Here is a 24477-nt window from a genome sequence, read left to right as displayed (position 1 = left end):
GGAGTACCGCCGGACCGGTCGCGTCGACGACCGCGGGAGGAATTCGATCTTTCGGGGGTTATCGGAAGGGATCCGTGGGTAAACCTTCGATAATCCTCAGGGAAAGAAAAATTTTCTCAGCGGTCGGTGGCCGTCCCCGCGGTCCCAAGGGCGCCAGGAGGCATCATTCACAGGCGCCCTTCGACCGGTGGGATGTGCGCAGCGTTGACGGAGCCGCGTCAGGCCAGGGCCGGTTCGCGCTCGGAGGTGGGGACGGTGACGTCCGTGAGCGTCTCGGAGAGCCGGTCGTTCTGGGCCTGGAGTCGGCCGACCTCGTCCTCGAGGTCGCGTACTCGCTTCTGCAGGCGTCGCAGTTCCTGAACCATACGGGGGTCCGGGCCTCCGACGTGACCGAACAGAGCTTTTGCCATGATGCGGGTCCTCCACACTGAGTGACCTGACGGAAATTGCAGGAGAGAATGCGGACACGACCGGGTGCTGAATTGATGAGTCACCCTGGTGTGAACGTGGATAAGCGCATTATGTACCTTCCAGCGTCTCACCGTGCGTGCCGTCGGTCAAGAATTGGACGAGAAAGCCAACGGCGGCTGGGCGAGCCAGCGCCGTGTGGGCATGCGAGCTTCCACGATCCGTTTGAGGATCCCCCTTGGCGGGCGACGAACAAGTGTCCACCGCGGAGGGAGCCAGCCCACCGAGTCGGAACGGACATGTGTCACACACCGGAGTCTCACGCGAATCGCGTCGCCATATCCAGGATACTCACCGCTCCTCGAATCCGGTGAAAGAACCCCTATGGTTTGTCCAACGCTCAATGACCGAATCGACGCGCCCGGGGGTCCGACCGCCGCGCAGCAGCGCGAGCAGGTGCTCACAGGCGGTGCGCTCCCCCTCCGCGACCACCTCGACCCTGCCGTCGACCAGGTTTGTCGCGGCTCCGGTCAGTCCGAGTTCCAGTGCGCGTGAGCGCACCCACCACCGAAAACCCACACCCTGAACGTGTCCGCGCACCCACGCGGTCATACGAATGTCACCCATTGGCTACCCCGTTCACGTCCGAACCGCCGTACGGGAAAGGAGAATTCACACGCGTGCGCCGCGCGGTACCGGCTGGCATCGCGGGCAACTGTACGACGAGCGGTTCATGAAGGTCTCCCTCCGGATCGGCGCGCCGCACCGGGCGCACGGACGGTCGCGGCGGCCGTAGGCGTTGAGACTGCGCTCGAAGTAGCCGCTCTCCCCGTTGACGTTCACGTAGAGGCTGTCGAAGGACGTTCCCCCCTGGGCCAGTGCCGCGGTCATCACCTCCCGCACCGCGGTGAGCAGTGTGTCGATCTGGGGGCGGCGCAGCGTCTCGGTGGGTCTGGCCCAGTGCAGCCGGGCCGCCCACAGCGCCTCGTCGGCGTAGATGTTGCCCACCCCGCTGATCAGGGACTGGTCCAGCAGCGCCCGCTTGAGACCGGTGCGTCTGCGGCGCAGCGCCGCGGCGAACGCGTCGTCGTCGAAAGCCGGGTCCAGCGGGTCACGCGCGATGTGCGTGATGACCGACGGCAGCCCCTCCCCGGCGCCGTCGTCGACGAGGTGGTCCACCAGGAGGTGGCCGAAGGTGCGCTGGTCCACGAAACGCAGTTCCCGTGGGTCGGCCGGGCCGCTGTCCGGCGGCACGGCCAACGGCAGCCGCACCCGCAGGTGCCGTTCGTCGTCGGCGCCGCACGGCTGGACCAGCAACTGTCCGCTCATTCCCAGATGGGCCAGCAGCGCGTCACCCGAGTCCAGGGTCAGCCAGAGATACTTGCCGCGCCGCCGCACCTCGGCGACGACGCGTCCGGACAGGCTGGCGGTGAAGTCCGCCGCTCCCCGGACGTGCCTCCGCACCGAACGCGGGTGCAGGACCGCGACCTCACCGAGGGACGCGCCGGCGACCCACCGCTCCAGGCCGCGCCGCACCACCTCCACCTCGGGCAGTTCCGGCATCCGGTCAGCTTCCCTCCGGTGCGGGCTGCCGCTCGGCGGCGGCCCGGATGGCCTTCCAGGCCGACTCCGCGGCCTGCTGCTCGGCCTCCTTCTTGCTGCGCCCCTCGCCCAGTCCGTAGGTCCGACCGGCGACCCGCACCGTGGCGCGGAAGGTCTTCTGGTGGTCGGGGCCGCTCTCCTCGACCTGGTACTCGGGTACGCCGAGCAGTTCGGCGGCGGTGAGTTCCTGCAGGGAGGTCTTCCAGTCCAGTCCGGCGCCCAGTCCCGACGCCCGGGCGATCAGCGGGTCGAACAGCCGGTGCACCAGCGCGGACGCCTCGTCCAGGCCGCGGTCCAGGTAGACGGCGCCGATCAGGGCCTCCAGCGTGTCGGCGAGGATCGAGGACTTGTCGCGGCCCCCGGTGGCCTCCTCGCCCCGTCCCAGGCGCACGTAGCGGCCGATCCCCAGCCCCCGGGCCACGTCGGCGAGCGCCCGCATGTTGACCACCGCGGCGCGCAGCTTGGCCAACTGCCCCTCGGGAAGGTCGGGGTGCGTGCGGTAGAGGGTGTCGGTGACGACCAGGCCGAGGACGGAGTCGCCGAGGAACTCCAACCGCTCGTTGGTCGGCAGCCCGCCGTTCTCGTAGGCGTAGGAGCGGTGGGTGAGGGCGCGGGTGAGGATGTCCGGGGCGACCTCGATGCCGACTGATCGTTGGAACTCACGGGCTTCGGAAGCGGAGATCTGCGTTCCCATCGGGCTCTCACATCCCTGTGCGGGCCGTGCGGGACTCCCGCCGGACGGCGGAACCACCGCATGGCGAACTGACCGTTCGGATCGGGTACGGAAACGGGGGTGCTCCGGTCAGCCGGGAACGCTCGAAGGCGAGGTGGACGTCGTGGAATGGGCACGGCGACCACCACGACCTCGGGAATTCCGGCGCGGTCCGGAGCCGCCCGCGGTGGCGCTACGCACCGCGCACGGGCGGACGAACGGCGGGCCCGATCACCTCGGACCCGCCTCGCGTGATCACGCCGGGTTGACGACCTGGCGGTTGTTGTAGGTGCCGCACGTGGGGCAGGCGACGTGCGGGAGCTTGGGGTCACGGCAGCGCGGGCAGCTGATCAGCACCGGGCGCGCCGCCTTCCACTGGGAACGGCGGGTGCGAGTGTTGCTCCGCGACATCTTCCGCTTCGGGACGGCCACTTCAATCCTCCTGGGTCACCCCCGCGCTCGCGGGAGCTCACTTTCCTGGTCACCCCCGCGCTCGCGGGGACACTCGTGCTCCTCGTGGACCTGCCCGCCCGAGGCGGCCTCCGCCGCGGCGGAGAGAAGGCCCGGTGCGAAGAGCACGGAGCTGCCGGGGCTTCGCCGGCCAACCCGCCCGACGCCCAGCGGTGGTGCGTTCAGCTTCCTCCGGACTCCTCGCGCAGGCGACGCAACGCCTCCCACCGGGGGTCGAGACGTTCGTCGTGGCTGTGGTCGGGACCGACGTCGGCCAGTTTGGCGCCGCACTCCACACACAGTCCGGAGCAGTCGTCCCGACACAGCGGCGACTGCGGCAGCGCGAGCACCACCGCGTCACGGATCACCGGTTCGAGGTCGAGCAGATCGCCCTCAAGATAGTAGTCCTCATCCTCGTCACCGGCGTCCAGGTCGTCCTCGGCCTCGTGCCCGTAGCCGTCGTCGTCGGACGGATAACGGAACAGCTCCTGGAAGTCCACCTCCAACTCGTCGGAGACGGGGTCCAGGCAGCGGGAGCACTCGGCGGTGAACACCGTGCGCGCCGTGCCCGTCACGAGCACACCCTCCATGACGGCTTCGAGTCGCAGGTCCAACTCGATGTCACTGCCCTCGGGCACGCCGGCCATCCCCACGGCCAGCGGCGCGGGGGCGGGAACGGCACGGGTCTCCGTCCGCATCGACCCGGCTTGTCTGCCGAGCGGCCGGGTGTCGACCACGAGCGGGGAACGGGAGTCTGGACGAGACAGGATGATCGCGCTTTCGGTTGACGGCTCCCACACCGGGCGGAAGCTTGATGACTGAGCACAGCGGCGACCGGTCACCGGCGCCGCGACCGGGCCGCGGGTGTGCGACAACCGCGGACGTGGGTCAATACCGATTCTAACGACGGGTGAGGTCCGACCCAAATCACCGGCCCGCGCGGCTCTCAGCCCCCGTCTTTTGCCAGTTCGGCGTACTTGGCGCGCAGCCGCTCCTCCACGTACGGGGGAACCAGTGCGCTGACGTCCCCGTTGTACTGGGCGATCTCGCGGACCAGGCTGGAGCTGAGGAACGAGTACTTGGGGTTGGCGGTCAGAAACAGCGTGTCGACCCCGGAGAGCTGGTAGTTCATCTGCGCGATCTGCAGTTCGTAGTCGAAGTCGCTGACCGAGCGCAGGCTGCGCACGATGGCGGAGACGTCGTTGGCCCTGCAGAAGTCGACGAGCAGTCCGTCGAACTTGGCCACCGAGACGTTGCCGAACCCGCGGGTGGCCTCTCTGAGCATGTCGAGTTTCTCGTCCGCCGTGAACAGTCCCCGCTTGTTCACGTTGACCAGCACCGCGACGATGACCTCCTCGTTCTGGCGCGCCACCCTGCCGATGATGTCGATGTGGCCGTTGGTGACGGGGTCGAAGGATCCGGGGCAGACGACACGGCGCACGGGACCGCTCCTCTCTGAATGGCCTGCGGGTCGGCGAGCCGGTGTAACAGGATTCTGCCCAGGGGGTCACCCCCGGTCGGGGAGGCTCGCGGCGTGACCGTACCAAAGGGACGCTTCACCGTATTTACGCGCCTTGTCCGCAAGGTAGCCGTCAGGCCAACGCGGAGCGTCTCCCCGGGAGGAGCGTTCCACGACGACCAGCGCGCCGGAGGCCAGCCAGCCGTGGTCGCGCAGCGCCTCCAGCACCGCGGTGACCTCCTCGTCTCCCACCGCGTAGGGCGGGTCGGCCACCACGAGGTCGTAGGGGCCCTCCTCCGGGCCCCTGGCCAGCACCCGTTCCACGCGGTCGGCGACCAGGCGCGCGCCGGGAAGGGCGGTCCGGGCGATGTTGCGGCGGATGACCGCGGCGGCGCGCCGGTCGGCCTCCACCAGCAGCGCGTGCGCGGCGCCGCGGGAGAGCGCCTCCAACCCGATCGCGCCGGAGCCCGCGTACAGGTCCAGCACCCGCAGTCCGGTGAAGGAGCCCAGGTCGGACAGTGCCGAGGCGAACAGCGCCTCGCGCACCCGGTCGCTGGTGGGTCGGGTGGTCCGTCCGTCGGGTACCGCGAGTCTGCGTCCTCCCGCGGCACCGGCGATGATGCGGGTCATCTCGTACTGGGCTCCTCGTCGTGCGCTCCTCCCACCCAACCCTAGGACGGCGCGCCCGCCCGACCGTGCCGGACTCAGGCCTTCTCCAGGTACTCCGCGCGGTCCTCGCCGAGGAGTTCGTCCAGCGCGGCGGCCAGCGCGGGGTGCGCGGTGAGCTCCGGGTCGGCCGCGACGAGGTCGGCCGCCTCCTCGCGCGCCCGGCCGATGAGCTCCTCGTCCCTGGTCAGGGTGAGCATCCGCAGGGAGGACCGGCGGCCGGACTGGGCGGCTCCCAGGACGTCGCCCTCGTGGCGCTGTTCCAGGTCGATCCGGGACAGCGCGAACCCGTCGGTGGTGGCGGCCACCGCGTCGAGGCGCTCGCGGGCCCTGCTGCCCTCCTCTGCCTCGGTGACCAGCAGGCACAGTCCCGGGAGGCTGCCCCGGCCGACCCGGCCGCGCAACTGGTGCAACTGCGAGACACCGAACCGGTCGGCATCCATGATCACCATCACTGTGGCGTTGGGCACATTCACTCCGACCTCGACCACGGTGGTCGCCACCAGCACGTCGATCTCGCCCGCGGCGAAGGCGCGCATGACCTTGTCCTTGTCGTCGGGGGCCAGGCGGCCGTGCAGGGCGGCCATCCGCAGTCCGCCGAGCGGTCCCCCCTCCAGCTCCGCGAGCACGTCCGCCACGGCCAGCGGGGGGCGGCGGGCCGCCTCCTCCGGGGAGCCGTCCCCATCGGAGGCGGCCCGCCCGGTCTCGTCGGGCTCCTCCCCGTCGCCGCCGATCCGCGGGCAGACGACGTAGACCTGCCGCCCCTGGGCGACCTCCTCGCGGATCCGCTCCCAGGCGCGGGTCAGGAAGTGGGGCTTCTCCCGGGCGGGGACCACGTGCGTGGCGACGGGGGAGCGTCCGGACGGGAGCTGTCTGAGCGCGACGACGTCGAGGTCGCCGTAGACGGTCATGGCCACGGTGCGCGGGATGGGGGTGGCGGTCATGACCAGCACGTGCGGGCGGCCTTCGGCGGACTTGTCCCGCAGGGCGTCGCGCTGCTCGACGCCGAAGCGGTGCTGCTCGTCCACGACGACGAGGCCGAGGTCGGCGAAGGAGACCTGCTCCTGGAGCAGGGCGTGGGTGCCGATGACGATCCCCGCCCGGCCGGAGGCCGCGTCCAGCAGCGCCTCGCGGCGGGACGCCGCCCCCAGCGATCCGGTCAGCAGGGCGATCCGGGTGGCGTGCTCGGCGCCGTCGAGCTGACCGGCCCGGGCGAGCGGCCCCAGCATCTCGGTGACGGAGCGGTGGTGCTGCTGGGCCAGCACCTCGGTGGGAGCGAGCAGCACCGCCTGCCCTCCGGAGTCCACGACCTGGAGCATCGCGCGCAGCGCGACCAGTGTCTTGCCCGCTCCGACGTCGCCCTGCAGCAGCCGGTGCATGGGGTGCTCGGAGGCCAGGTCCGCGGCGATCACCTCGCCGACCTCGCGCTGCCCCTCGGTGAGGGTGAAGGGCAGCCGCGCGTCGAAGGCGTCCAGCAGCGCGCCGGGAACGCGCGGGCGCGGACGGGCGGGCTGCCGTTGCGCCGTACGTCGGCGGCGGGCCAGCGCCACCTGGAGCACGAACGCCTCGTCCCACTTCAGGCGCTTCCTGGCCGCGTGGACGTCGTCCCAGTCCTCGGGGGTGTGGATGCGCCGGTAGGCCTCGGCCAGGCCGATGAGGCGGTGCCGGGAGCGCACCTCGGCGGGCAGCGGGTCGGGGAGTTCGTCCAGCGTGTCGAGCACGGTGGCCACGCACTTGGCGATCCGCCACGTGGGAGCCTTCTCCGCCGCCGGGTAGATGGGGATGAGGGCCTCCGCGTAGGCCCTGGCGCGCTCCAGTTCGGAATCCTCGGACTCGAAGAGCTCGTAGTCGGGGTGGGCCAGTTGGCGGCGGCCCCGGTAGACCGAGACCTTTCCGGCGAACAGCCCGCGCCGCCCGGGCAGCAGCCGGTCGCGGTGCCACGCGGCCCGGTGGAAGAAGAGCAGCGACAGCTTTCCCCGGCCGTCGGTGACGGTGGCCTCGAAGATGGAGCCGCGCCGGTTGCGCATCGGCCGACTGGTCCCCCTGAGGACCTCGGCGACCACGGTGGCCTGCTCGCCCTCCACCAGTCCGGCCAGGTCGGTGAGCTCGCCCCGGCTGCCGTAGCGCCGGGGGTAGTGCCGCAGCAGGTCGCCGACGGTGTGCAGGTCGAGCGCGGAGGCCAGGACCTTGGCGCTCCGGTCTCCGAGTTTGCCGGCCAACGGCTCGTGCAGGTCTGTCATGGTCGCCCCCCGACTTCCCCGTGCCGCGTCCTCCACCAGCGCGGCCCGCCACTGTGGCATCTTACGGACTGGCTCCGGGCTATACTCGGTAGAGCGATTATCTTGGGACGGCTCCTCAGCGGGGGACTTCCTGGGGCCGGATCTCCCTTCCGGTCGAGAATCCGGTGTTCGTCCGAAGGCACGAGTCCTCTGGTTTGGTGGATTCGCTCCGCCTTCGGGTACGCTTCCACGGTTGACGCCCAGCGTCGACCGGCTTGCCCATCAGACCTCTCTCGGGTCATCGACGTGCGTGCGAGCACAAGCCGGCCCGAGCGCGTGAATGGAGTTACCGTGGCTTCCGTCTGTGACATCTGCAGCAAGGGACCAGGGTTCGGGAACCGTATCTCGCACTCGCACCGCCGTACCCGCCGCCGCTGGAACCCGAACATCCAGACCGTTCGTACCCGTGTGGGCGGCACGCCCAAGCGGCTGAACGTGTGCACCTCCTGCCTCAAGGCCGGTAAGGTCGAGCGTTCCTGACCGTCCCGCCGCACCACGCGTGCGCACCGCCATCGAGCGCCACAGACGACCTGTCGTGGCGCTCGACGCTTTTCCCGGAAAGTCTCCCGTGCCCCTCGGAACTGCGGCCTCAAGCCCCCGGTCCCAGGTCACCCGACAACTCCCCGGGGGCCGCGGCCCCCGGGCTCACAGGGAGCAGGACGTTCCGTTGAGGGAGCAGCTCTCGGGGGTGTGGCTGCTTCCCTCCGCGGTGAAGCTGACGGTGGCCGACTGCCCGGGGGCGATCCCCTCCTCCCAGGACGGCTGGCGGGCGACGAAGCCGTTCTGGGTCGCCTCCCACTCGGTGCCCCAGGCCGAGACCACCTGCGCGTCACTGAACCCGATCCGCAGCTCCCAGCCGTCGAGGGGGTGGTCTCCGGTGTTGGTGATGGTCAACTGCCCCATGAAGTGGCTGGCGTCGTAGACGACCTTCTGGTAGGAGACCCTGGGCGCCTCCGAGCCGCTCTGGGGAACGGGCGCGGGCTGCTGTCCGCCGGAGGAGCCCTCCTGGCCCTGCTGCGAGGGGCGGGGGTCGTCGCCGGTGCTCCCCGTCTCCTGCGGGGGCTCCTCCTCCGGTGTCTCCTCCTCGGTGTCCTCCTCCGTGAGGATCTCCACCTGGGTGGACGCGGCAGCCTGTGACCCGGTGCCGTCTCCGGAGGGATCGCCTGGGGCGGGGGCGGCCGAGGCGGTGGTGCCCGGGACCGGTGCCTGCTGCTCCGGTTCGGCGAAACGCAGGTAGATCTGGGTGGTGCTGTAGCTGAACAGCAGCGCGCCGACGATCACCGCCGACACCACAACGACGCGCAGCGGCCGGGGCGGCGGCACCCGTTTGGGCACGGTGCTTCCCAGCACGTGACTCACCGCGGCCAGCGGACCGCTGCCGGGAGGCTCCGCACGGTGCGCGCCGCGTTGCTCCCGTCCCAGTCCGTGCCGCCTCATGATCCGCGCCTTTCCGAGTCCTGGTCGACCGACATCCCGCTCTGGGCTTTCCGGTGGCAGGTGAATCGTCGGTCGCCAGAGCTTAGCGCGACCAGTCTCCCAAAACCGGAATCTTGCCTCCGGGTGACCTCCTCCTGACCGAACGGTGTTGTCCGGCCCTTCACCCGAAATGGTCCCATCCCGCGACAGCGGGGACCGATCCGTCCACGGTGACTCCCGTACCCTCGACCACCTCGCCTATGACGGTCCACTCGGAAGGCAGCGCGGTGCCGGAGGGGAAGGTCGCGGCCAGCGCGTGGTCCTCTCCCCCGGCGAGCATGAAGTCGAGCGGGGAGCGCAGCGGGGCACCGGCGCGGGCGAGCGTCCCCACCGCCTCGACCAGCGCGGCGGGGGCGCGCAGGGCCGCGCCGCGCAGGGCCACCCGCACGTTCGAGGCCGCGGCGATGTGGCCGAGGTCCTGCACCAGTCCGTCGCTGACGTCGATCATGGCGGTGGCGCCCAACTCCGCCGCGGCCGGTCCCGCCGCGTACGGCGGCGCCGGTCTGCGGTGCGCGGCCGGACAGGTCGGTTCCCGGTCGGCGAGCCCGGCCTGGAGCAGGGCGAGCCCGGCGGCGGAGAGCCCGAGGTCGCCGACGACCGCGACGAGGTCTCCGGGCGCGGCCCCGTCGCGGCGGACGGGCGGGGCGCCCCGGAGGTCACCGAGCGCGGTGATGGCGACGGTGAGGGTGTCGGAGCGGACGATGTCGCCGCCCACCACCGCGGCCCCGGCGGTGGAGCACTCGGCGCGTAGCCCTTCGCTGAACTCCTCGGCCCAGGCGACGGGCAGGTCGGCGGGGGCCGCGAAGCCCACGAGCAGCGCGGTGGGCCGGGCTCCCATGGCCGCGACGTCGGCGAGGTTCTGTGCGGCGGCCTTGTGGCCGACGTCGCGGGGGCTGGACCAGTCACGTCGGAAGTGCCGTCCCTCCACCAGCAGGTCGGTGGTGGCGACGACGCGGCTGTCGGGCGCCCGCACGACGGCCGCGTCGTCGCCGGGACCGAGGACCACGTCGTCGGTGGCGGGGAATCTGGCGGTGATCCTGGCGATCAGTCCGAATTCGCCGAGGGTTCCGATAGTGCTCGACACGGTCTTCAGCCTATTCTCATGGTTTCCCCCGGCCCTCCTGGGCCGGGGGAAACGTCTCCCTTCCCCGGCGAGGCGGACACGACCCCGCTGGGACCGGGCCCACGAGCCCGGTCCCGTGGAACCGAGTGGTTGACGGTACGGTGGCGCTCCGGTGCACTGGTCTAGACCCGTTCTCCGTCCGCTGGGCGAGCACCGCCCACGACGACGGCCGACGGGGTCCGCACGCAGATCACACGCTCGAACGCAGAGTCGCGGAGGCTTCATCCCATGGTGCAGGCGTACATCTTGATCCAGACCGAGGTCGGCAGAGCGGCCCGGGTGGCGTCGGACATCTCCGGTGTCGACGGGGTCGTCCAGGTCGACGACGTCACCGGGCCCTACGATGTGATCGTGCGGGCGCAGGCCCAGGACGTGGACTCGCTGGGGCGCCTGGTCATCGCGCGCATCCAGCGGCTGGACGGTATCACCCGCACGCTGACCTGCCCGATCGTGAACCTGGAGTCCTGATCCGGTCTGGAGCCGATGCCTGATGCGACGTGCGGTCCGTGCGGTGTCCCGCGCCCTGGCGCTGGCGGCGGTGCTGGCGCTGGTGGGCGGGTGCGGCACGGTACGGATGGAGCCGCCCGACCCCGACGCGCGGACCGCCGAGCTGTGCCGGGCGGTGATGGCGCGGCTGCCCGACTCCCTCTACGGTCAGGAGCGCGTCTCCGTCGAACCCGACTCCGACCTGGTGGCGGCGTGGGGCTCGCCCACCATCGCGGTGCGCTGCGGGGTCGAGCGGCCCGCGGGGCTGCGCCTCGACTCCCAACTGCTCTCGGTCAACGACGTCGCGTGGTTGCCGGAGCCGGCGGACTCGCCCACGTTGTTCACGGCGGTGGGCCGCGAGGCGTACGTGGAGTTGACCCTGCCCGCCACCTACACCCCTCCGGCCGCCGCGTTGACGACGCTCAGTGATCTGGTCCGGGAGGAGATCCCGGCTCTGCCCGCCGGGGAGCTGTGACGGCACTCCGCCGAGGACGGGGCGCCGCGGCCCGTTGCGGGCCGCGGCGCAACTGCTGTCCTCGTCGGGGAGAGGCCGCCTCGGGGCCGGGCTAACCCTCGTTCTGCTCCATGGTCTCGGCGTCCTCCGTGGCGGCGTCCTCGCCCATCGCCTCGATCTCGGCCTCGGTGAGGTTGACCCCTCCGGAGCAGGAGGCGCCCGGTTCCGGCGTCTGCGGTCCGCGCTCGTAGGCGCGCAGGAAGCTGCTCAGCCGGTGGTCGTCGGCGCTGTCCACGCCCACCTGCGCACCCCAGGCGGAGGCCACGATGGGGGCGTCCATCTCGCCCTCGTACGGGCTGACCAGGACGTAGCTGCCCGCCCGGTACAGCGACTCCAGCTCCGCGACCTCCTCCTCGGGCAGGTCGGGCCGGTAGGTGATCCAGACCGCGCCGTGCTCCAGCGAGTGGACGGCGTGGACGTCCCGGAGCGGGGCGTCGTAGACGCCGCAGTTCTGCCAGGCCGCGTGGTGGTCACCGCCCACCGGGGGGCTCTGCTCGTAGGACACGTCCTCGGCGACGTGGTTGCGGGACAGACCGTCGTACTCCTGGAGGCCCTCGATGTTGCGGTTGCGGTAGTCGAGATAGGCCAGATAACCGATGCCTCCGGCAACGAGCAGGACCACCGCGACGATGACGGTGATCTTGGTGATCCTGCGGTTGCGGGCCTCGCGTTCTCGCCGTGCGCGCATCTCCAGCGCTACCTGGCGTCGCCGTTCCGCCGAACTCTTGCCCACCCGTGACTCCTAGTAGCTGGCATCGGTCATGACTGTAAGCATTGTCACCTATGCTCCCTTGAAGGAACATACGCACCAATTAACGCGATATACCCCCAGGATGGTTCCGTTGGGTAACGAAGGCGATGTCAGGGGTGTAACGGCCGCACCACCGCGGACGCTGTGGCGTGCGCCACTGCCGGTCGTGGTCTTCCTGGTCGTTCTCGCCGCGGCCGCCGGTCTTCTGGTCAACCGCTCCGACACCCCACTGGACTCCTCGGCCGACGCGGGCTTTCTGCGGGACATGAGCGCGCACCACGCCCAGGCCGTGGAGATGGCGATGATCATCTACGACGAGTCCGACGACTCCCGGCTCACGACGGTGGCCTACGACATGGCGCTCACCCAGCAGGGGCAGATCGGGCGCATGGAGGGCTGGCTGGTCGCCTGGGACCTGCCCATCCGCGGCGCGCAGCCGCCGATGGCCTGGATGGCGGGGCATGACCACGGCGGCGGTGAGGTTCCGGACCGGATGCCGGGGCTGGCCACGGACGAGCAGATGGAGGAGCTGCGGTCGGCCTCGGGTGTGGAGGCGGAGATCCTGTTCCTGGAGTTGATGATCGAGCACCACCGGGGCGGCGTCGAGATGGCCGAGGCCGCGGTGGAGTTGGCCTCCGAGGAGGCCGTGGTGTCGCTGGCCCAGGGCATGGTCGACGCCCAGCAGAGCGAGATCGACCTGATGAGCGACATGCTCGTCGAGCGCGGGGCCGAGCCGGTCGACTGAGCCCTCCCGCTTCCTCGGGGCCGCGCGGGAGCCCTCCGGCGGCCCCCCACTGCGTTGTGCCCTCCCCGATTCCGACGTGATCTACTACACCGTGTAGAACTACAACCCGTAGTAGTAAACTGCTAGTGGTTCCGGCCGCGGGGCCGCCCGGTTTTCGGAGAGGCGCATGGACGCACTAGATCTCGCACGGTGGCAATTCGGGATCACCACCGTCTACCACTTCCTGTTCGTCCCGTTGACGATCGGACTGTCCGTCATCGTCGCCAGCTTGCAGACAGCCTGGTACCGGACCGGCAGGCACGAGTACCTGCAGGCGACCAAGTTCTTCGGCAAGCTCTTCCTCATCAACTTCGCCATGGGCGTGGTCACCGGCATCGTCCAGGAGTTCCAGTTCGGCATGAACTGGAGCGAGTACTCGCGCTTCGTCGGCGACGTCTTCGGCGCCCCCCTGGCGATGGAAGCCCTGCTCGCCTTCTTCCTGGAGTCCACCTTCATCGGACTGTGGATCTTCGGCTGGGACAAACTGCCCCGGAAGATCCACCTGGCCACCATCTGGGCCGCCGCCATCGGCACCAACCTGTCCGCCTACTTCATCCTGGCCGCCAACGCCTGGATGCGAAACCCCGTGGGCTTCGAGGTCAACGCCGTGACCGGCCGCGCCGAACTCACCAGCATCTGGGCCGTGCTCTCCAACGACCAGGCGTGGTCGACCTACCTGCACACGGTCGCCGGATCGTTCATCGCCGCGGGCCTGTTCGTGGTCGCGGTCAGCGCCTTCAAACTGATGCGCGCCCGCTTCCACAGCGACACCGGCGCCCGCGGAGAGACCCCCCACAGGAGCGAACCCGAACTCTTCCGCAAGACCCTGCGCGCCGGTCTGGCCGTCACCGCGATCGCCGGCGTGCTGGTCGCCTTCTCCGGCCACCACCAGGCCCAACTGATGGCCGAGTACGAACCGATGAAGCTGGCCAGCGCCGAGGCGCTGTGGGAGGACGAGGACGGCGCGGGCTTCTCGCTGTTCGCGGTCGGCGACGTGGTCGACGGGCGCAACCACGTCAACATCCAGGTTCCCCACCTGCTGAGCTTCCTGGCCACCAACAGCCTCGACGGCAGCGTCCAGGGCATCAACGACGTGCAGGAACGCTACGAGGACACGTTCGGCACCGGATACTACGTGCCCAACGTCCCGGTCATCTACTGGTCGTTCCGGCTCATGATGGGCCTGGGACTGGCCGGGGTCGCGGTGGCGATGGCGGGGCTGTGGCTGACCCGCGGAGGCCGCGTGCCCGAACAGCGCTGGATGTACTGGGTCGCGGTCCTCACCCTGCCCGCCGCGCTGGCCGCCAACATCTTCGGCTGGGTCCTCACCGAGATGGGCCGCCAACCCTGGACGGTCATGGGCGAACTGCTCACCGCCTCCAGCGTCTCCCCCGGCGTCTCACTACTGGAGGTCGCCCTCTCGCTGACGCTGTTCACCCTCATCTACGGCGTGCTCGCCGTCGTCGAGGCCGGACTGCTGTGGCGCTACATCAAGGCGGGCCCCTCGCACGTCGTCCCCCCCAGGGACGACGACGCGGATGCGGACCGCGACGCCCCCGTCCCCGCGTTCGTCTACTAGGAGCCCGGCATGGATCTCGCAGTCATCTGGTTCATCGCCATCGCCGTCCTGTGGATCGGCTACTTCGTCCTGGAGGGTTTCGACTTCGGAGTGGGCATCCTGCTGCCCTTCCTCGGCAGGAACAACACCGACCGCCGCGTCATGATCAACGCGATCGGCCCGGTCTGGGACGGCAACGAGGTGTGGGTGCTCACCGCGGGCGGCGCGATGTTCGCCGCCTTCCCCGCCTGGTACGCCTCCCTGTTCAGCGGCTTCTACCTGCCGCTGCTGCTGGTCCTGCTCGCGCTGATCGCGCGCGGGGTGGCGTTCGAGTACCGCGGCAAGGTCGACGACGAGCGCTGGCGGGCCCGCTGGGACAGGGCGATCTTCTGGGGCAGCGCACTGCCCGCCCTGCTGTGGGGCGTCGCCTTCGCCAACATCGTGCGCGGTGTGGCCATGGACGCCGACCACATCGTCACCGCCTCACTGTTCGACCTGCTCAACCCGTACGCGCTGCTCGGCGGACTCACCACGCTGTCGCTGTTCACCCTGCACGGCGCGATGTTCCTGAGCCTCAAGACCGGAGGCGAGGTGCGGCTGCTGGCCCGCCGCGCGGTCCCGGCGATCGCACTGGTCGCGGTCCCCTCCGCCGCCGGATTCCTGCTGTGGACCCAGGTGTCCTACGGCGCGACGTGGACGCTGCCGCTGGTTGCCGTGGCCGCCGCCACCCTGGTCGCCTCCGTCGCGCTGTCGCTGCGCGGCCGGGAGGGCTGGTCGTTCGCCGCGACCGCGGTGACCATCGCCACCGCCACCGTGGTGCTGTTCGGCTCGCTGTTTCCCAACGTGCTGCCCTCCACCACCAACCCGCTGTACAGCCTGACCGTCGAGAACGCCTCCTCGGCCGACTACACGCTGACGGTGATGACCTGGGTGGCGGTGGTCTTCCTGCCCCTGGTGCTCGGCTACCAGAGCTGGAGCTACTGGGTGTTCCGCAAGCGCGTCACCCGGGAGCACATCGACCCGACGCCCGCCTACACCGCTCCGCCGAGCAACACCTGATCCCAAGGGAAGTGCCGCATGAAACCCCTCGACCCCCGGCTGGTGCGCACCGCCGGCGCGGTCCGCGTCCACCTCGCCGTGACCGTGGTCTGCGGCGTGGCCGTGACCGCGCTGGTCCTGGCCCAGGCGTGGCTGCTCGCCCGCGTCATCTCCGGCGCGGCGGAGGGCGAGGGGATCGCCGAACTGTCCTGGGCGATCACCGCGGTCGCGGCGGTCGCCCTGGTTCGGGCGGCACTGTCCTACGGCTCCGAGGCCGCCGCCCTGCACTCGGCGGCCCGGGCCAAATCGCAGCTGCGCCGCCGCCTGATCGCCCATGTGACCGGCGTCGCGGTGCCCGGCTCCCCCGAACCGCCCCCGGGCGAGCCGGACGGCGGACCGGTCTGGTTGTCAGGGCAGACCGGTCCCGACGGCGAGGGGAGGAGCACCCCGCGCGCCGGTGAACTGGCCACACTCGCCACCCGTGGCCTGGACGCGCTGGATGACTACTTCGCCCGGTATCTCCCGCAACTGGTGCTCGCGGTGCTCGTTCCCCTCGCCGTACTCGCCGTGGTGGCCCGGGCCGACTGGATCTCGGCCCTCGTCATCGCCCTGACCATCCCCCTCATTCCGGTCTTCATGGCACTGGTCGGCTGGCACACCCAGGCCCGCACCCAGCGCCAGTGGCGGCTGCTGAACCGGCTGGGCGGCCACTTCCTGGACGTGGTGGAGGGACTGCCCACCCTCGCAGTCTTCCGCCGCGCCAAGGCCCAGGCCGCCATCATCCGCCGGATCACCGACGAGCACCGGCACGCCACCATGGGCACCCTGCGGGTCGCGTTCCTGTCCGCGCTCGTCCTGGAACTGCTGGCCACGATCGCGGTGGCGCTGGTGGCCGTCGAGATCGGCCTGCGCCTGATGTACGGGATGGTCGACTACCAGACCGCGCTGCTGGTGCTGATCCTCGCTCCAGAGGCGTACCTGCCGCTGCGTGAGGTCGGCGCCCGGTTCCACGCCAGCATGGAGGGGGTCGCCGCGGCCGAACAGGTCTTCGCTGTGCTGGACGAGCGGACCGACCGGCAGGGCGGGCAACCGGACCGCCGACCGCGACCGGACTCCCGCGCCCTGGTGCGCCCCTGCCTCGACGGCTGCGCCGCACCCCGGATCCGCCTGGAACGGGTGTCGCTGACCTACCCCGGGCGCACCGTCCCGGCGCTGTCGCAGGTGTCCCTGGTGGTCCGCCCCGGCCGCAGACTGCTGCTGACCGGTCCCAGCGGTTCGGGCAAGAGCTCCCTGCTGGCGCTGCTGCTGCGCTTCGCCGAGCCCACCGGGGGCGAGATCCTGGTGGAACGGCCCAGCGGAACGGGAGGCGCACCCCTCTCCCACATCCCCGCCGACCGGTGGCGGGAGCTGATCGCCTGGGTCCCCCAGCACCCCTACCTGTTCGACGACACCGTCATGGACAACATCCGGCTGGGCCGCCCCGAGGCGAGCGTCGCCGAGGTGCGGCGCGCCGCCGAACTCGCCGAGGCCCACGACTTCGTCTCCACCCTGCCCCAGGGGTACGGGACCCGGCTGGGCGAACGCGGCACGCGGCTGTCCGCCGGGCAGCGGCAGCGCATCGCCCTGGCCCGCGCCTTCCTGCGGGACGCGCCGATCGTGCTGCTGGACGAACCCACCGCGCACCTCGACCCCGACAACGCCGCCGCGGTGCGCCGCGCCGTCGCCCGCCTGCTGGAGGGCCGCACCGGGATCATCGTCGCGCACGACACCGGATGGTCGGAACTGGTCGACGAGACCGCGCACATCAACGGCGGTCGGATCGGAGCCCTGCTGTGAGTTCTTCGTCACCGAACCGGACGGACCGGCCGCTGCTGCGGATGGTGGCGCTGGCTCGTCCGCGCGGCACCCGGTTCGCGCTCGGCGTGCTGCTGGGCGCGCTGACCACCGGCGCGGGCGTGGGCCTGCTGGGCGTGTCCGCGTGGCTGCTGGCCACCGCCGCCACCCACCCGCCGCTCACCGCGCTCAGCGTGGCGGTGGTCGCCACCCGCGCGTTGGGCGTGACCCGCGGTGTCAGCCGCTACCTGGAGCGCCTGGTCACCCACGACGCGGCGTTCCGCACCCTCGCCGACGTGCGGGTGCGGGTCTACGAGCGGCTGGCCCGAAGCGAGCCGATCCGCCGGTTCCGCTCCGGCGACCTGGTGTCGCGGCTGGTCAACGACACCGACTCCGCCCAGGACCTGCTGCTGCGCGGCCTCACCCCGCCCCTGGTCGCCGTGGTCGCCGGGGGCGCGGTGGTGGCGGTGTGCACGGCGCTGTTCGCGCCGGGCGGCCTGCTGCTGGCCGCGGGGCTGCTGCTGGGCGGGCTGGCCCTTCCGCTGTTCGCCGCCGCGCTGGGCCGGGGGCCGGGCCGCCGCCAGGCCGCCGCCCGCGGAGAGCTGTCCAGCGCCCTGGTCGACACCCTCTACGGCGCGCCGGACCTCGTCGCCTACGGGGCCATGGAACGGGCCGTGCGCCGGGTGGAGCGCGCCGACGCCGAGCTGACCCGGATGGCCCGCCGCGACGCCGCGGTCCTGGGACTGGGCTCGGGGGCGAGCGCGCTGGTCGCCGGGGTGACGGTGTGGGCCGTCCTGCTGTTGGGCGTGGCCGCGGTGGCGGACGGCGTGCTGGGCGCGATCCCGCTGGCGGTGCTCGTGCTGACCGCGCTCGCGGCGTTCGAGATCGTGTCCCCGCTGCCCGCGGTGGCGGCCCGGCTGGGGGCGATCCGCTCCGCCGGGACCCGCCTGTTCGACGTGCTGGACACCGAACCCGCGGTGCGCGGCGCCGACACGGAGCGGAGGCTGCCCGACGGCGCCGCGGCGCTGCGGGTGCGCGGGCTCCGGGTGCGCTACGGCCCCGAGGAGCCGTGGGCGCTGGACGGGGTGGACCTCGACCTGGCGCCGGGGCGGCGGATCGCCGTGCTCGGGCCGAGCGGTTCGGGCAAGAGCACGCTGGCGTCGGTGCTGTTCCGCTTCCGCGACCCCGACGAGGGGACGGTGGAGCTGGGCGGCGCCGACATCACCGACCACCCGGCCGACGAGGTGCGGCGGATCGTCAGCGGGGTGCCGCAGGACCCGCACATCTTCGCCAGCACCCTGCGGGAGAACCTGCGGCTGGCGCGGCCCGACGCCGACGACGCCGACCTGTGGGCGGCGCTGGAGCGGGCGCGGCTGGCCGAGGACGTGCGCACGACCATGCCGGACGGGCTGGACACCGAGGTGGGCGCGCACGGCGCGCGGCTCAGCGGCGGGATGCGCCGCCGTCTGGCGCTGACGCGGGCGCTGCTGGCGCACCCCCGCGTCCTGGTGCTGGACGAGCCCACCACGCACCTGGACCCCGACACCCGCGACGCGGTCCTCGACGACCTGCTGGCGGCCTCCGAGGGCTACTCCACCCTGCTCATCACCCACGACCTGGCGCGCCTGGAGCAGATGGACGAGATCTACGTGATCGTCGACGGCCGGGTGGTGCAGCACGGCTCCCACGCCGACCTGCTGGCCGAGAAGGGCTGGTACCGCGGCGCCCACGGCCTGCCCGACCCGCCGAGGGGCGGCCTGCGGGCGGTGCGGTGAGCGGTCTCACTGGGGTTTGAGTGTTCGGTTCTGCGGTGGGCGCGGGCTCGGGCAGGGAAAGCGGGGGGCGGGGCATTCCCCCCGGCGTCCGGGGCGGGTTCCCAGGGGCTGGCCGCGCCTGGTCGAGGCGCCCTTGGCGCCGAGTCCAGGCGCGCCTCCGTGCTGTCTGAGCCGTCACGGCCACAGTCTCCGCCGTCACCGCCCGTAGCGTTTCTGCGCATATCAGCCGCATTCCCCTTCTTGTCCCGCCCGTACCGGAACCGAGGTCCCGATCCGGCGCTATCGTCACCTGGTGACCTTTCTGCGCGAGATCCTCACCGGTGTCGGCGCGCTGCTTCGCGGATTCGGCATGGTCCTGCGGCGCCCCAAGCTGTTCTTCCTGGGAGCCCTGCCTCCCCTCATCACCTCCATCCTGTTCCTGGTCGTCCTGGTCGCGCTGCTCGCGCGGATCGACGACATCGTCGCCTGGATGACGCCGTTCGCCGACGGCTGGGCCGAGGGCTGGGCGACCACCCTGCGGGTGGTCGTCGGCATCGCGCTCGTCGCCGCGTCCGTGCTGCTCATGGTCATCGGCTTCACCACGATCACCCTCGCTCTCGGCTCCCCGCTGTACGACAAGATCGCCGAGGAGGTCGAGGAGGAGCTGGGCGACGCGCCCGAGGCCCCGGACGAGCCGCTGCTGCCGTCCCTCACGCGCGCGCTGCGCCAGTCGGTGACGCTGATCCTCATCTCCGTCGCCACGGCGATCCCGCTGTTCGTCGCCGGGTTCATCCCGTTCGTGGGACAGACGGTCGTGCCGGCGGTCTCGGCACTGGTCGGCGGCTGGCTGCTGGGCGCGGAACTGGTCGGCGCGGCGTTCGAACGGCGCGGCCTGCAACGGCTGCGGGACCGGTTCGCCGGGCTGCGGCGGCGACGGCTGCGCTCACTGGGCTTCGCGGTCCCGTCGTTCCTGCTGCTGTCGATCCCGTTCGTGGCGGTCCTGGTGTTCCCGGCGGCCACGGCGGGCGGCACCATCCTGGCCCGTGGCCTGGTTCCCCCGCCGCCCCGGCCCGACCACCCGAACCACCCCGGTCACCCGGGTTACTGATCCCGGACGGGACGCGTCCACGAGCCCCGGAAGCCACGGTCACCGTGGTACCGGGGCTTCGGCGTGCGGCCTCAGCGCAGGCCGGTGCGGCGGTTGAGGGCGGTGCGGACCAACCGGTCCACCAGGGCCGGGTAGTCCAGGCCGGTGGCCGCCCACATCTGCGGGAACGCGGAGGACGGCGTGAACCCCGGCATGGTGTTGACCTCGTTGACGTAGACCTCGCCGTCGTCGCCGTAGAAGAAGTCCACCCGGGCCAGCCCCTCGCAGCCCAGCGCGTCGAAGGCCTCGGCGGCCAGGCGGCGCACCCGCCGGGTCACCTCGTCGGGCAGGTCCGCCGGGATGCTGAGGCTGCTGCCGGTGGACAGGTACTTGGCCTCGAAGTCGTAGAAGTCGTGCCCCTCCGCGACGTGGATCTCGGCGGGGAGCGACACGTCGGGCGCGCGGCCGTCGAGCCCCTCCAGCACACCGCACTCGATCTCGCGCCCCCGGATGCCCGCCTCGACGATGACCTTGGGGTCGTGGAGGCGCGCGGCCTCGATCGCCGCGGCCACCGCTTCGGCGTCGGTGGCGTCGGGCACCCGGCTGATGCCCATGCTGGACCCGGCGCGCGCGGGCTTGACGAAGACCACGTCACCGAGCGCGGCGACGTTGTCCAGAACGTGCTTGCGATCGGTGGCCCACGCCCGGTCGCCGACCGCCAGGTACGGGCCGGTCTTCAGTCCCTGGCCGGTGAGCAGCGCCTTCATGAACACCTTGTCCATGGAGGCCGCGCTGGCGAAGACCCCCGCCCCCGCGTAGCGCACCCCGACCATCTCCAGCAGCCCCTGGATGGTGCCGTCCTCCCCGAAGGGGCCGTGCAGCAGCGGCAGGACGACGTCCACCCGCCCCACCAGCCGCGGCACGGCGTCGGGAGCGACCTCCAGGAAAGTGGCGGGGGTGTCGAGGGCCAGGGCCAGTCCGTCGCCGGAGTCGGACACGCTGGGCAGCCTGCCGTCGACGATCGCCAACTCGCCCGGATCGGCGGTGACCACCCTCCAGTCGCCGCCTCGGGTGATCCCGATGGGCACGACCTCGTAGCGGTCGGTGTCGATGGCGGACATCACGCTTCCCGCGGTGACGCAGGAGATCTCGTGCTCGGAACTGCGCCCGCCGAAAACGACGGCGACCCGGATCTTTTGCTGCTCAGACATGATGCATGACCTTATCTCGCCCCACCGCAAACCTGACAACAGTCACGACCGACGAAACACGGGATTTGTCACTCCTTGACGGGCGATTCATCCAGGGCGCGCAGCGCGTCGGCGATCAGGTCCGCCGGGTCCTCCAGACCGATGGAGAACCGCACGGCGCCCGGGGCGATCCCCGCGGCGCGCAGCGCCTCGTCCGACAGTTGGCGGTGCGAGGTGGAGGCCACGTGCCCGACGAGCGTGTGCGTGCCGCCCAGCGAGGCTGCGATGGTCGCCAACCGCAGTCCGTCGGCGAATGCCGTCCCGGCCTCCCGGCCGCCGCGCGGGGTGACCGTGACCACCGCGCCGCAGCGGGTGCCCTCGGGACCGGTGTCGAACAGCTTCCGGGCCAGTTCGTGCCCCTGGTGGTCGGGCAGGCTCGGGTGGTCGACGCGGGCCACGGCCGGGTGCCGCAGCACCGCGGCGGCGAACTCGGCGGCCGTCGCGCACTGGCGGGCCATGCGCAGCGGCAGCGTCTCCAGTCCCCGGTGCAGCAGGAACGCCTCGTCCGCGGCCAGGCACGGCCCCAGGTCGATGCGGGCGGAGCGGATGCGGTCCGCCAGGTCGGGGCGGGCCACGACCACTCCCCCGGTCGCGTCGGAGTGCCCGCCCAGGTACTTGGTCGCCGAGTGCAGCACCACGTCGGCTCCGTGCTCCAGCGGGCGGCACACGGCGGGCGAGGCGAAGGTGGAGTCCACCACGAGCAGTGCGTCGGCCTCGTGGGCGGCCGCGGCCAGGGCGGGCAGGTCGGAGACGAGCATGCCGGGGTTGGACAGCGTCTCGGTGAAGACGAGCGCGGTGTCGGGGCGCACCGCCGCGCGCACCGCGTCGACGTCGGTGATGTCCACGAAGTCGGTCTCCACGCCGAACCGGCGCAGCAGGCCGTCCAGCAGGCTGTGGGTGTTGCCGTAGATCGCCCGGGAGGCCACCACGTGCGCCCCGGCACGGGTCAGGGCCAGCAGGGCGGTGCTGATGGCGGCCATGCCAGAGGCGAACGCCTGACCGCGCACCTCGTGGTCCAGCCGGGCTCCCTCCAGCTCCGCCACCGCCGAGGCGAACGCCTCGCTGTTGGGCGCGTCGATGCGCGCGTAGGAGTAGCCGTCGCCGCGGTCCAGCGCGTCGGCGTAGTCCTGCGACGTCTCGAACGCGTACGTGGTGGTGCGGTACACCGGGACGCGCACCGGGGCGCCCGCCTCCGGCGCGACGGTGGAGGTGCGGACCGCCCGGGTGTGCTCGCCGTACTGCTGTGCCATTCGTGCCCCCTTGCCAAGACCCTCCCCATTGTGCCGTCCGTCCGGCGGGGGCGGCGGACGGGTGGCGCGGAACACCCCGGTGCCGCGGGAGGCCCCGGTGGGGTAGGGCGCCGCCGGGAGCCGCGCTCCTCTCCTGCTCGGCGCGGCTCGCCGGTGGCGGCGGGGGTCAGACCCCGTAGCGTTCGGGTTTGGCGCTGCGGGACATGAACGCCAGCAGTGCCTCGGCGGGTGGCAGGCCGTGGTACATCATCGCCACGACGGCCTCGGTGATGGGCATGTCCACCCCGTTGGCGCGGGCCAGGGCCAGGACCGACTCGGAGGACTTGACCCCCTCGGCCGTCTGCCTGGTCTCGGCGACGACCTCCTCCAGGGTCCTGCCCGCGCCCAGGCGCTCCCCGAAGGTGCGGTTGCGGGAGAGCGGCGAACTGCACGTGGCCACCAGGTCGCCGAGCCCGGCGAGCCCGGCGAGGGTGTGCTCGTCGGCGCCGAGCGCGACCGCCAGGCGCACGGTCTCGGCCAGCCCCCGGGTGATCAGGGCGGCCTTGGCGTTGTCGCCGAAGCCCATGCCCACGGCCACGCCCACGGCCAGCGCGATGACGTTCTTGACCGCCCCGCCCAACTCCACGCCGATCACGTCGGTGTTGGTGTAGGGGCGGAAGTAGCCGGACTTGCAGATGTGCTGCAGGCGGGTGGCCGTCTCCTCGTCGGTGCAGGCGACCACGGCGGTGGCGGGCTGCCGTTCGGCGATCTCCCGCGCCAGGTTGGGTCCGGACAGCACCGCGACGCGGGGGGCGGGCAGGTCGAGCACCTCGGCGACGACCTCGCTCATCCGGCGGGACGTGCCGACCTCGATGCCCTTCATCAGGCTGACGACGACGGCGTCGCGCGGCACCAGCGGCGCCCACCGGGACAGGTTGCCGCGCAGTGTCTGCGCGGGCACCGCGATGACCACGAACCCGGCGTCCTCGAGAGCCTCCGCGACGTCGTCGGTGGCGCGCAGCCGCGGGTTGAGGGCGATCCCCGGCAGGTAGTCCGGATTCTCGTGCCGGGTGTTGACCGCCTCGGCCACCGACGCGCGCCTGCCCCACAGCACCACCTCGGCGGCTCCCGCGTCGGCCACCACGTTCGCGAAGGCCGTCCCCCACGATCCGCTGCCGAGCACCGCCACCTTCGTCACTTCGTGTCCTCGCTGCCGCCCCGCTCCAGTTCCTGCCTGCGCGCCTGCTTGGGGTCGTAGGGTTCGAGCGGCGGCTGCTCGCCGCGGATGCGCGCCTGGAGCCCGGTGATGGCCGCCATGATGTCGGCGGTCGCCGCGCGCAGGGTGGTCGCGGTCAGCGGCTGGTCGCGGTAGGCGGACAGGTCCACCGGCGGACCGGCGACGACCTCGACGGGTGTGCGGGGGAAGAGCCGGGGCTTCTTGCTGCCGTAGGGCAGGATGTGCTGCTCTCCCCAGTGGCCGACCGGGATCACCGGGACCCCGGTGCGCAGCGCGAGCCGGGCCACCCCGGTCTTGGCGACCATCGGCCACAGGTCGGGGTCGCGGGTGCAGGTGCCCTCGGGGTAGATGATCACCGCCGCGCCGTGCTCGGCCAGTGCCTTCTCGGCCTCGTGCAGGGCCTTGACCGCGTCGCTGCTGCCCCGGTGGACGGGGATCTGACCGAGTCTGCGCACCGCCGGGCCCACGACGGGGATGCGGAAGACGCCCTCCTTCGCGGTGAACGTCGGCCAGCGGCGTCCGGCGACGTACAGGAAGTGCGCGATCGTCAGCGGGTCGGCCATCGACAGGTGGTTGGCCGCGATGATCACTCCGCCCTCGCGGGGGATGTTCTCCTGGCCCCGCCAGGTGGGCCTGGTGATGAGGGAGATGACCGGGCGTATGACGGTGACGGCGACCGCCTTCAGCCAGCGCGACTCGCGGCGTTTCATGTGGACTCCTCTGATCGGTTGACGTGCCGACGCCCCGCCGTCGCGGGTGTTCACGTGACCTTTCGGCATTC

The 24477-nt window shown here is 71.7% G+C and carries 25 protein-coding genes; 9 read left to right on the top strand and 16 right to left on the bottom strand.

The window, feature by feature from the left end:
- Window positions 1-218: 218 nt before the first annotated feature.
- The 9 genes from NI17_RS00200 to recG form a co-directional block, all read right to left on the bottom strand.
- Window positions 219-410, bottom strand: coding sequence for a hypothetical protein (locus NI17_RS00200; protein WP_068687652.1), 192 nt, complete (start codon window positions 408-410; stop codon window positions 219-221).
- A gap of 349 nt (window positions 411-759) precedes the next feature.
- Window positions 760-1035 carry an acylphosphatase gene (locus tag NI17_RS00195; protein WP_068687651.1) on the bottom strand — a complete coding sequence of 92 codons (276 nt, stop codon included), beginning with the start codon at window positions 1033-1035 and terminating at the stop codon, window positions 760-762.
- A 45-nt stretch (window positions 1036-1080) separates the two neighbouring features.
- Window positions 1081-1971, bottom strand: a complete 891-nt coding sequence (mutM, locus tag NI17_RS00190) for a bifunctional DNA-formamidopyrimidine glycosylase/DNA-(apurinic or apyrimidinic site) lyase (protein ID WP_119267957.1) — start codon at window positions 1969-1971, stop codon at window positions 1081-1083.
- Between the two features lie 4 nt (window positions 1972-1975).
- Window positions 1976-2704, bottom strand: coding sequence for a ribonuclease III (gene rnc / locus NI17_RS00185; RefSeq protein ID WP_068687650.1), 729 nt, complete (start codon window positions 2702-2704; stop codon window positions 1976-1978).
- Between the two features lie 273 nt (window positions 2705-2977).
- Window positions 2978-3154 (bottom strand): 50S ribosomal protein L32, encoded by a 177-nt coding sequence (gene rpmF / locus NI17_RS00180; RefSeq protein WP_119267956.1) that lies wholly within the window; start codon window positions 3152-3154, stop codon window positions 2978-2980.
- A 200-nt stretch (window positions 3155-3354) separates the two neighbouring features.
- Entirely contained in the window at window positions 3355-3909 is a 555-nt protein-coding gene (locus tag NI17_RS00175; RefSeq protein ID WP_068687649.1) for a YceD family protein, read from the bottom strand.
- A gap of 209 nt (window positions 3910-4118) precedes the next feature.
- Complete coding sequence (gene coaD, locus NI17_RS00170) at window positions 4119-4613, bottom strand: pantetheine-phosphate adenylyltransferase (RefSeq protein WP_068687648.1); 495 nt, start codon at window positions 4611-4613, stop codon at window positions 4119-4121.
- A 66-nt stretch (window positions 4614-4679) separates the two neighbouring features.
- Window positions 4680-5261 carry a 16S rRNA (guanine(966)-N(2))-methyltransferase RsmD gene (gene rsmD / locus NI17_RS00165; RefSeq protein WP_068687647.1) on the bottom strand — a complete coding sequence of 194 codons (582 nt, stop codon included), beginning with the start codon at window positions 5259-5261 and terminating at the stop codon, window positions 4680-4682.
- 74 nt (window positions 5262-5335) lie between these two features.
- Window positions 5336-7537, bottom strand: a complete 2202-nt coding sequence (gene recG / locus NI17_RS00160) for an ATP-dependent DNA helicase RecG (protein ID WP_068687646.1) — start codon at window positions 7535-7537, stop codon at window positions 5336-5338.
- A gap of 330 nt (window positions 7538-7867) precedes the next feature.
- Between recG and rpmB the strand changes: the two genes are divergently transcribed.
- Entirely contained in the window at window positions 7868-8056 is a 189-nt protein-coding gene (gene rpmB / locus NI17_RS00155) for a 50S ribosomal protein L28 (protein WP_083947862.1), read from the top strand.
- 165 nt (window positions 8057-8221) lie between these two features.
- Here rpmB and NI17_RS00150 read toward each other — a convergent pair whose 3' ends face one another.
- Together NI17_RS00150 and NI17_RS00145 are read right to left on the bottom strand one after the other, a co-directional pair.
- Window positions 8222-9013, bottom strand: a complete 792-nt coding sequence (locus tag NI17_RS00150) for a cellulose binding domain-containing protein (protein WP_068687645.1) — start codon at window positions 9011-9013, stop codon at window positions 8222-8224.
- A 160-nt stretch (window positions 9014-9173) separates the two neighbouring features.
- Window positions 9174-10136, bottom strand: a complete 963-nt coding sequence (locus tag NI17_RS00145) for a thiamine-phosphate kinase (protein ID WP_068687644.1) — start codon at window positions 10134-10136, stop codon at window positions 9174-9176.
- Window positions 10137-10403: 267 nt separating this feature from the next.
- On the opposite strand from NI17_RS00145, the gene NI17_RS00140 reads away from it, so the two are divergent.
- Window positions 10404-10643 carry an Lrp/AsnC ligand binding domain-containing protein gene (locus NI17_RS00140; RefSeq protein ID WP_068687643.1) on the top strand — a complete coding sequence of 80 codons (240 nt, stop codon included), beginning with the start codon at window positions 10404-10406 and terminating at the stop codon, window positions 10641-10643.
- A gap of 22 nt (window positions 10644-10665) precedes the next feature.
- The gene (locus tag NI17_RS00135; RefSeq protein WP_068687642.1) at window positions 10666-11136 is read left to right on the top strand and encodes a DUF3515 domain-containing protein; all 471 of its coding nucleotides are present in this window, start codon (window positions 10666-10668) and stop codon (window positions 11134-11136) included.
- A gap of 91 nt (window positions 11137-11227) precedes the next feature.
- Here the strand turns inward: NI17_RS00135 and NI17_RS00130 are convergent, their stop codons facing one another.
- The gene (locus tag NI17_RS00130) at window positions 11228-11908 is read right to left on the bottom strand and encodes a DUF3105 domain-containing protein (protein ID WP_068687641.1); all 681 of its coding nucleotides are present in this window, start codon (window positions 11906-11908) and stop codon (window positions 11228-11230) included.
- A gap of 100 nt (window positions 11909-12008) precedes the next feature.
- Here NI17_RS00130 and NI17_RS00125 point away from each other — a divergent pair, with 100 nt between their 5' ends.
- From NI17_RS00125 to NI17_RS00100, 6 genes are all read left to right on the top strand, one after another.
- Window positions 12009-12671, top strand: coding sequence for a DUF305 domain-containing protein (locus tag NI17_RS00125; RefSeq protein WP_084012337.1), 663 nt, complete (start codon window positions 12009-12011; stop codon window positions 12669-12671).
- A gap of 166 nt (window positions 12672-12837) precedes the next feature.
- Complete coding sequence (locus NI17_RS00120; protein ID WP_068687640.1) at window positions 12838-14289, top strand: cytochrome ubiquinol oxidase subunit I; 1452 nt, start codon at window positions 12838-12840, stop codon at window positions 14287-14289.
- A 9-nt stretch (window positions 14290-14298) separates the two neighbouring features.
- Window positions 14299-15327 (top strand): cytochrome d ubiquinol oxidase subunit II, encoded by a 1029-nt coding sequence (gene cydB, locus NI17_RS00115; RefSeq protein ID WP_068687639.1) that lies wholly within the window; start codon window positions 14299-14301, stop codon window positions 15325-15327.
- Between the two features lie 18 nt (window positions 15328-15345).
- On the top strand, window positions 15346-17142 hold the full coding sequence (gene cydD, locus NI17_RS00110) for a thiol reductant ABC exporter subunit CydD (RefSeq protein WP_068687638.1): 1797 nt from the start codon (window positions 15346-15348) through the stop codon (window positions 17140-17142).
- Window positions 17143-17183: 41 nt separating this feature from the next.
- Complete coding sequence (cydC, locus tag NI17_RS00105; RefSeq protein ID WP_234401597.1) at window positions 17184-18914, top strand: thiol reductant ABC exporter subunit CydC; 1731 nt, start codon at window positions 17184-17186, stop codon at window positions 18912-18914.
- A 292-nt stretch (window positions 18915-19206) separates the two neighbouring features.
- Window positions 19207-20001 carry an EI24 domain-containing protein gene (locus NI17_RS00100; RefSeq protein ID WP_068687636.1) on the top strand — a complete coding sequence of 265 codons (795 nt, stop codon included), beginning with the start codon at window positions 19207-19209 and terminating at the stop codon, window positions 19999-20001.
- Between the two features lie 71 nt (window positions 20002-20072).
- Here NI17_RS00100 and NI17_RS00095 read toward each other — a convergent pair whose 3' ends face one another.
- From NI17_RS00095 to NI17_RS00080, 4 genes are all read right to left on the bottom strand, one after another.
- Window positions 20073-21194 (bottom strand): D-alanine--D-alanine ligase family protein, encoded by a 1122-nt coding sequence (locus NI17_RS00095; RefSeq protein WP_068687946.1) that lies wholly within the window; start codon window positions 21192-21194, stop codon window positions 20073-20075.
- 65 nt (window positions 21195-21259) lie between these two features.
- Entirely contained in the window at window positions 21260-22480 is a 1221-nt protein-coding gene (locus tag NI17_RS00090; protein ID WP_068687635.1) for a trans-sulfuration enzyme family protein, read from the bottom strand.
- 166 nt (window positions 22481-22646) lie between these two features.
- Window positions 22647-23657, bottom strand: a complete 1011-nt coding sequence (locus NI17_RS00085; protein ID WP_068687634.1) for an NAD(P)H-dependent glycerol-3-phosphate dehydrogenase — start codon at window positions 23655-23657, stop codon at window positions 22647-22649.
- The gene (locus tag NI17_RS00080) at window positions 23654-24406 is read right to left on the bottom strand and encodes a lysophospholipid acyltransferase family protein (RefSeq protein WP_068687633.1); all 753 of its coding nucleotides are present in this window, start codon (window positions 24404-24406) and stop codon (window positions 23654-23656) included. The genes NI17_RS00085 and NI17_RS00080 overlap by 4 nt, the downstream gene beginning before the upstream one ends.
- Window positions 24407-24477 lie beyond the last annotated feature (71 nt).

Source organism: Thermobifida halotolerans, assembly GCF_003574835.2.
In the GTDB taxonomy this organism is placed as follows: Bacteria; Actinomycetota; Actinomycetes; order Streptosporangiales; family Streptosporangiaceae; genus Thermobifida; species Thermobifida halotolerans.
The sequence above is the reverse complement of the archived record's forward strand: the minus strand, read 5'-3'. Positions and strand labels throughout refer to the sequence as shown.

Excerpts from the sequence above, each read along its gene's own strand:
- NI17_RS00200 (WP_068687652.1), bottom strand. The coding sequence starts at position 410 with ATGGCAAAAGCTCTGTTCGGTCACGTCGGAGGCCCGGACCCCCGTATG.
- NI17_RS00195 (WP_068687651.1), bottom strand. The coding sequence starts at position 1,035 with ATGGGTGACATTCGTATGACCGCGTGGGTGCGCGGACACGTTCAGGGT.
- mutM (WP_119267957.1), bottom strand. The coding sequence starts at position 1,971 with ATGCCGGAACTGCCCGAGGTGGAGGTGGTGCGGCGCGGCCTGGAGCGG.
- rnc (WP_068687650.1), bottom strand. The coding sequence starts at position 2,704 with ATGGGAACGCAGATCTCCGCTTCCGAAGCCCGTGAGTTCCAACGATCA.
- rsmD (WP_068687647.1), bottom strand. The coding sequence starts at position 5,261 with ATGACCCGCATCATCGCCGGTGCCGCGGGAGGACGCAGACTCGCGGTA.
- recG (WP_068687646.1), bottom strand. The coding sequence starts at position 7,537 with ATGACAGACCTGCACGAGCCGTTGGCCGGCAAACTCGGAGACCGGAGC.
- NI17_RS00150 (WP_068687645.1), bottom strand. The coding sequence starts at position 9,013 with ATGAGGCGGCACGGACTGGGACGGGAGCAACGCGGCGCGCACCGTGCG.
- NI17_RS00140 (WP_068687643.1), top strand. The coding sequence starts at position 10,404 with ATGGTGCAGGCGTACATCTTGATCCAGACCGAGGTCGGCAGAGCGGCC.
- NI17_RS00135 (WP_068687642.1), top strand. The coding sequence starts at position 10,666 with ATGCGACGTGCGGTCCGTGCGGTGTCCCGCGCCCTGGCGCTGGCGGCG.
- NI17_RS00125 (WP_084012337.1), top strand. The coding sequence starts at position 12,009 with ATGGTTCCGTTGGGTAACGAAGGCGATGTCAGGGGTGTAACGGCCGCA.
- NI17_RS00120 (WP_068687640.1), top strand. The coding sequence starts at position 12,838 with ATGGACGCACTAGATCTCGCACGGTGGCAATTCGGGATCACCACCGTC.
- cydB (WP_068687639.1), top strand. The coding sequence starts at position 14,299 with ATGGATCTCGCAGTCATCTGGTTCATCGCCATCGCCGTCCTGTGGATC.
- cydD (WP_068687638.1), top strand. The coding sequence starts at position 15,346 with ATGAAACCCCTCGACCCCCGGCTGGTGCGCACCGCCGGCGCGGTCCGC.
- cydC (WP_234401597.1), top strand. The coding sequence starts at position 17,184 with ATGGTGGCGCTGGCTCGTCCGCGCGGCACCCGGTTCGCGCTCGGCGTG.
- NI17_RS00090 (WP_068687635.1), bottom strand. The coding sequence starts at position 22,480 with ATGGCACAGCAGTACGGCGAGCACACCCGGGCGGTCCGCACCTCCACC.
- NI17_RS00080 (WP_068687633.1), bottom strand. The coding sequence starts at position 24,406 with ATGAAACGCCGCGAGTCGCGCTGGCTGAAGGCGGTCGCCGTCACCGTC.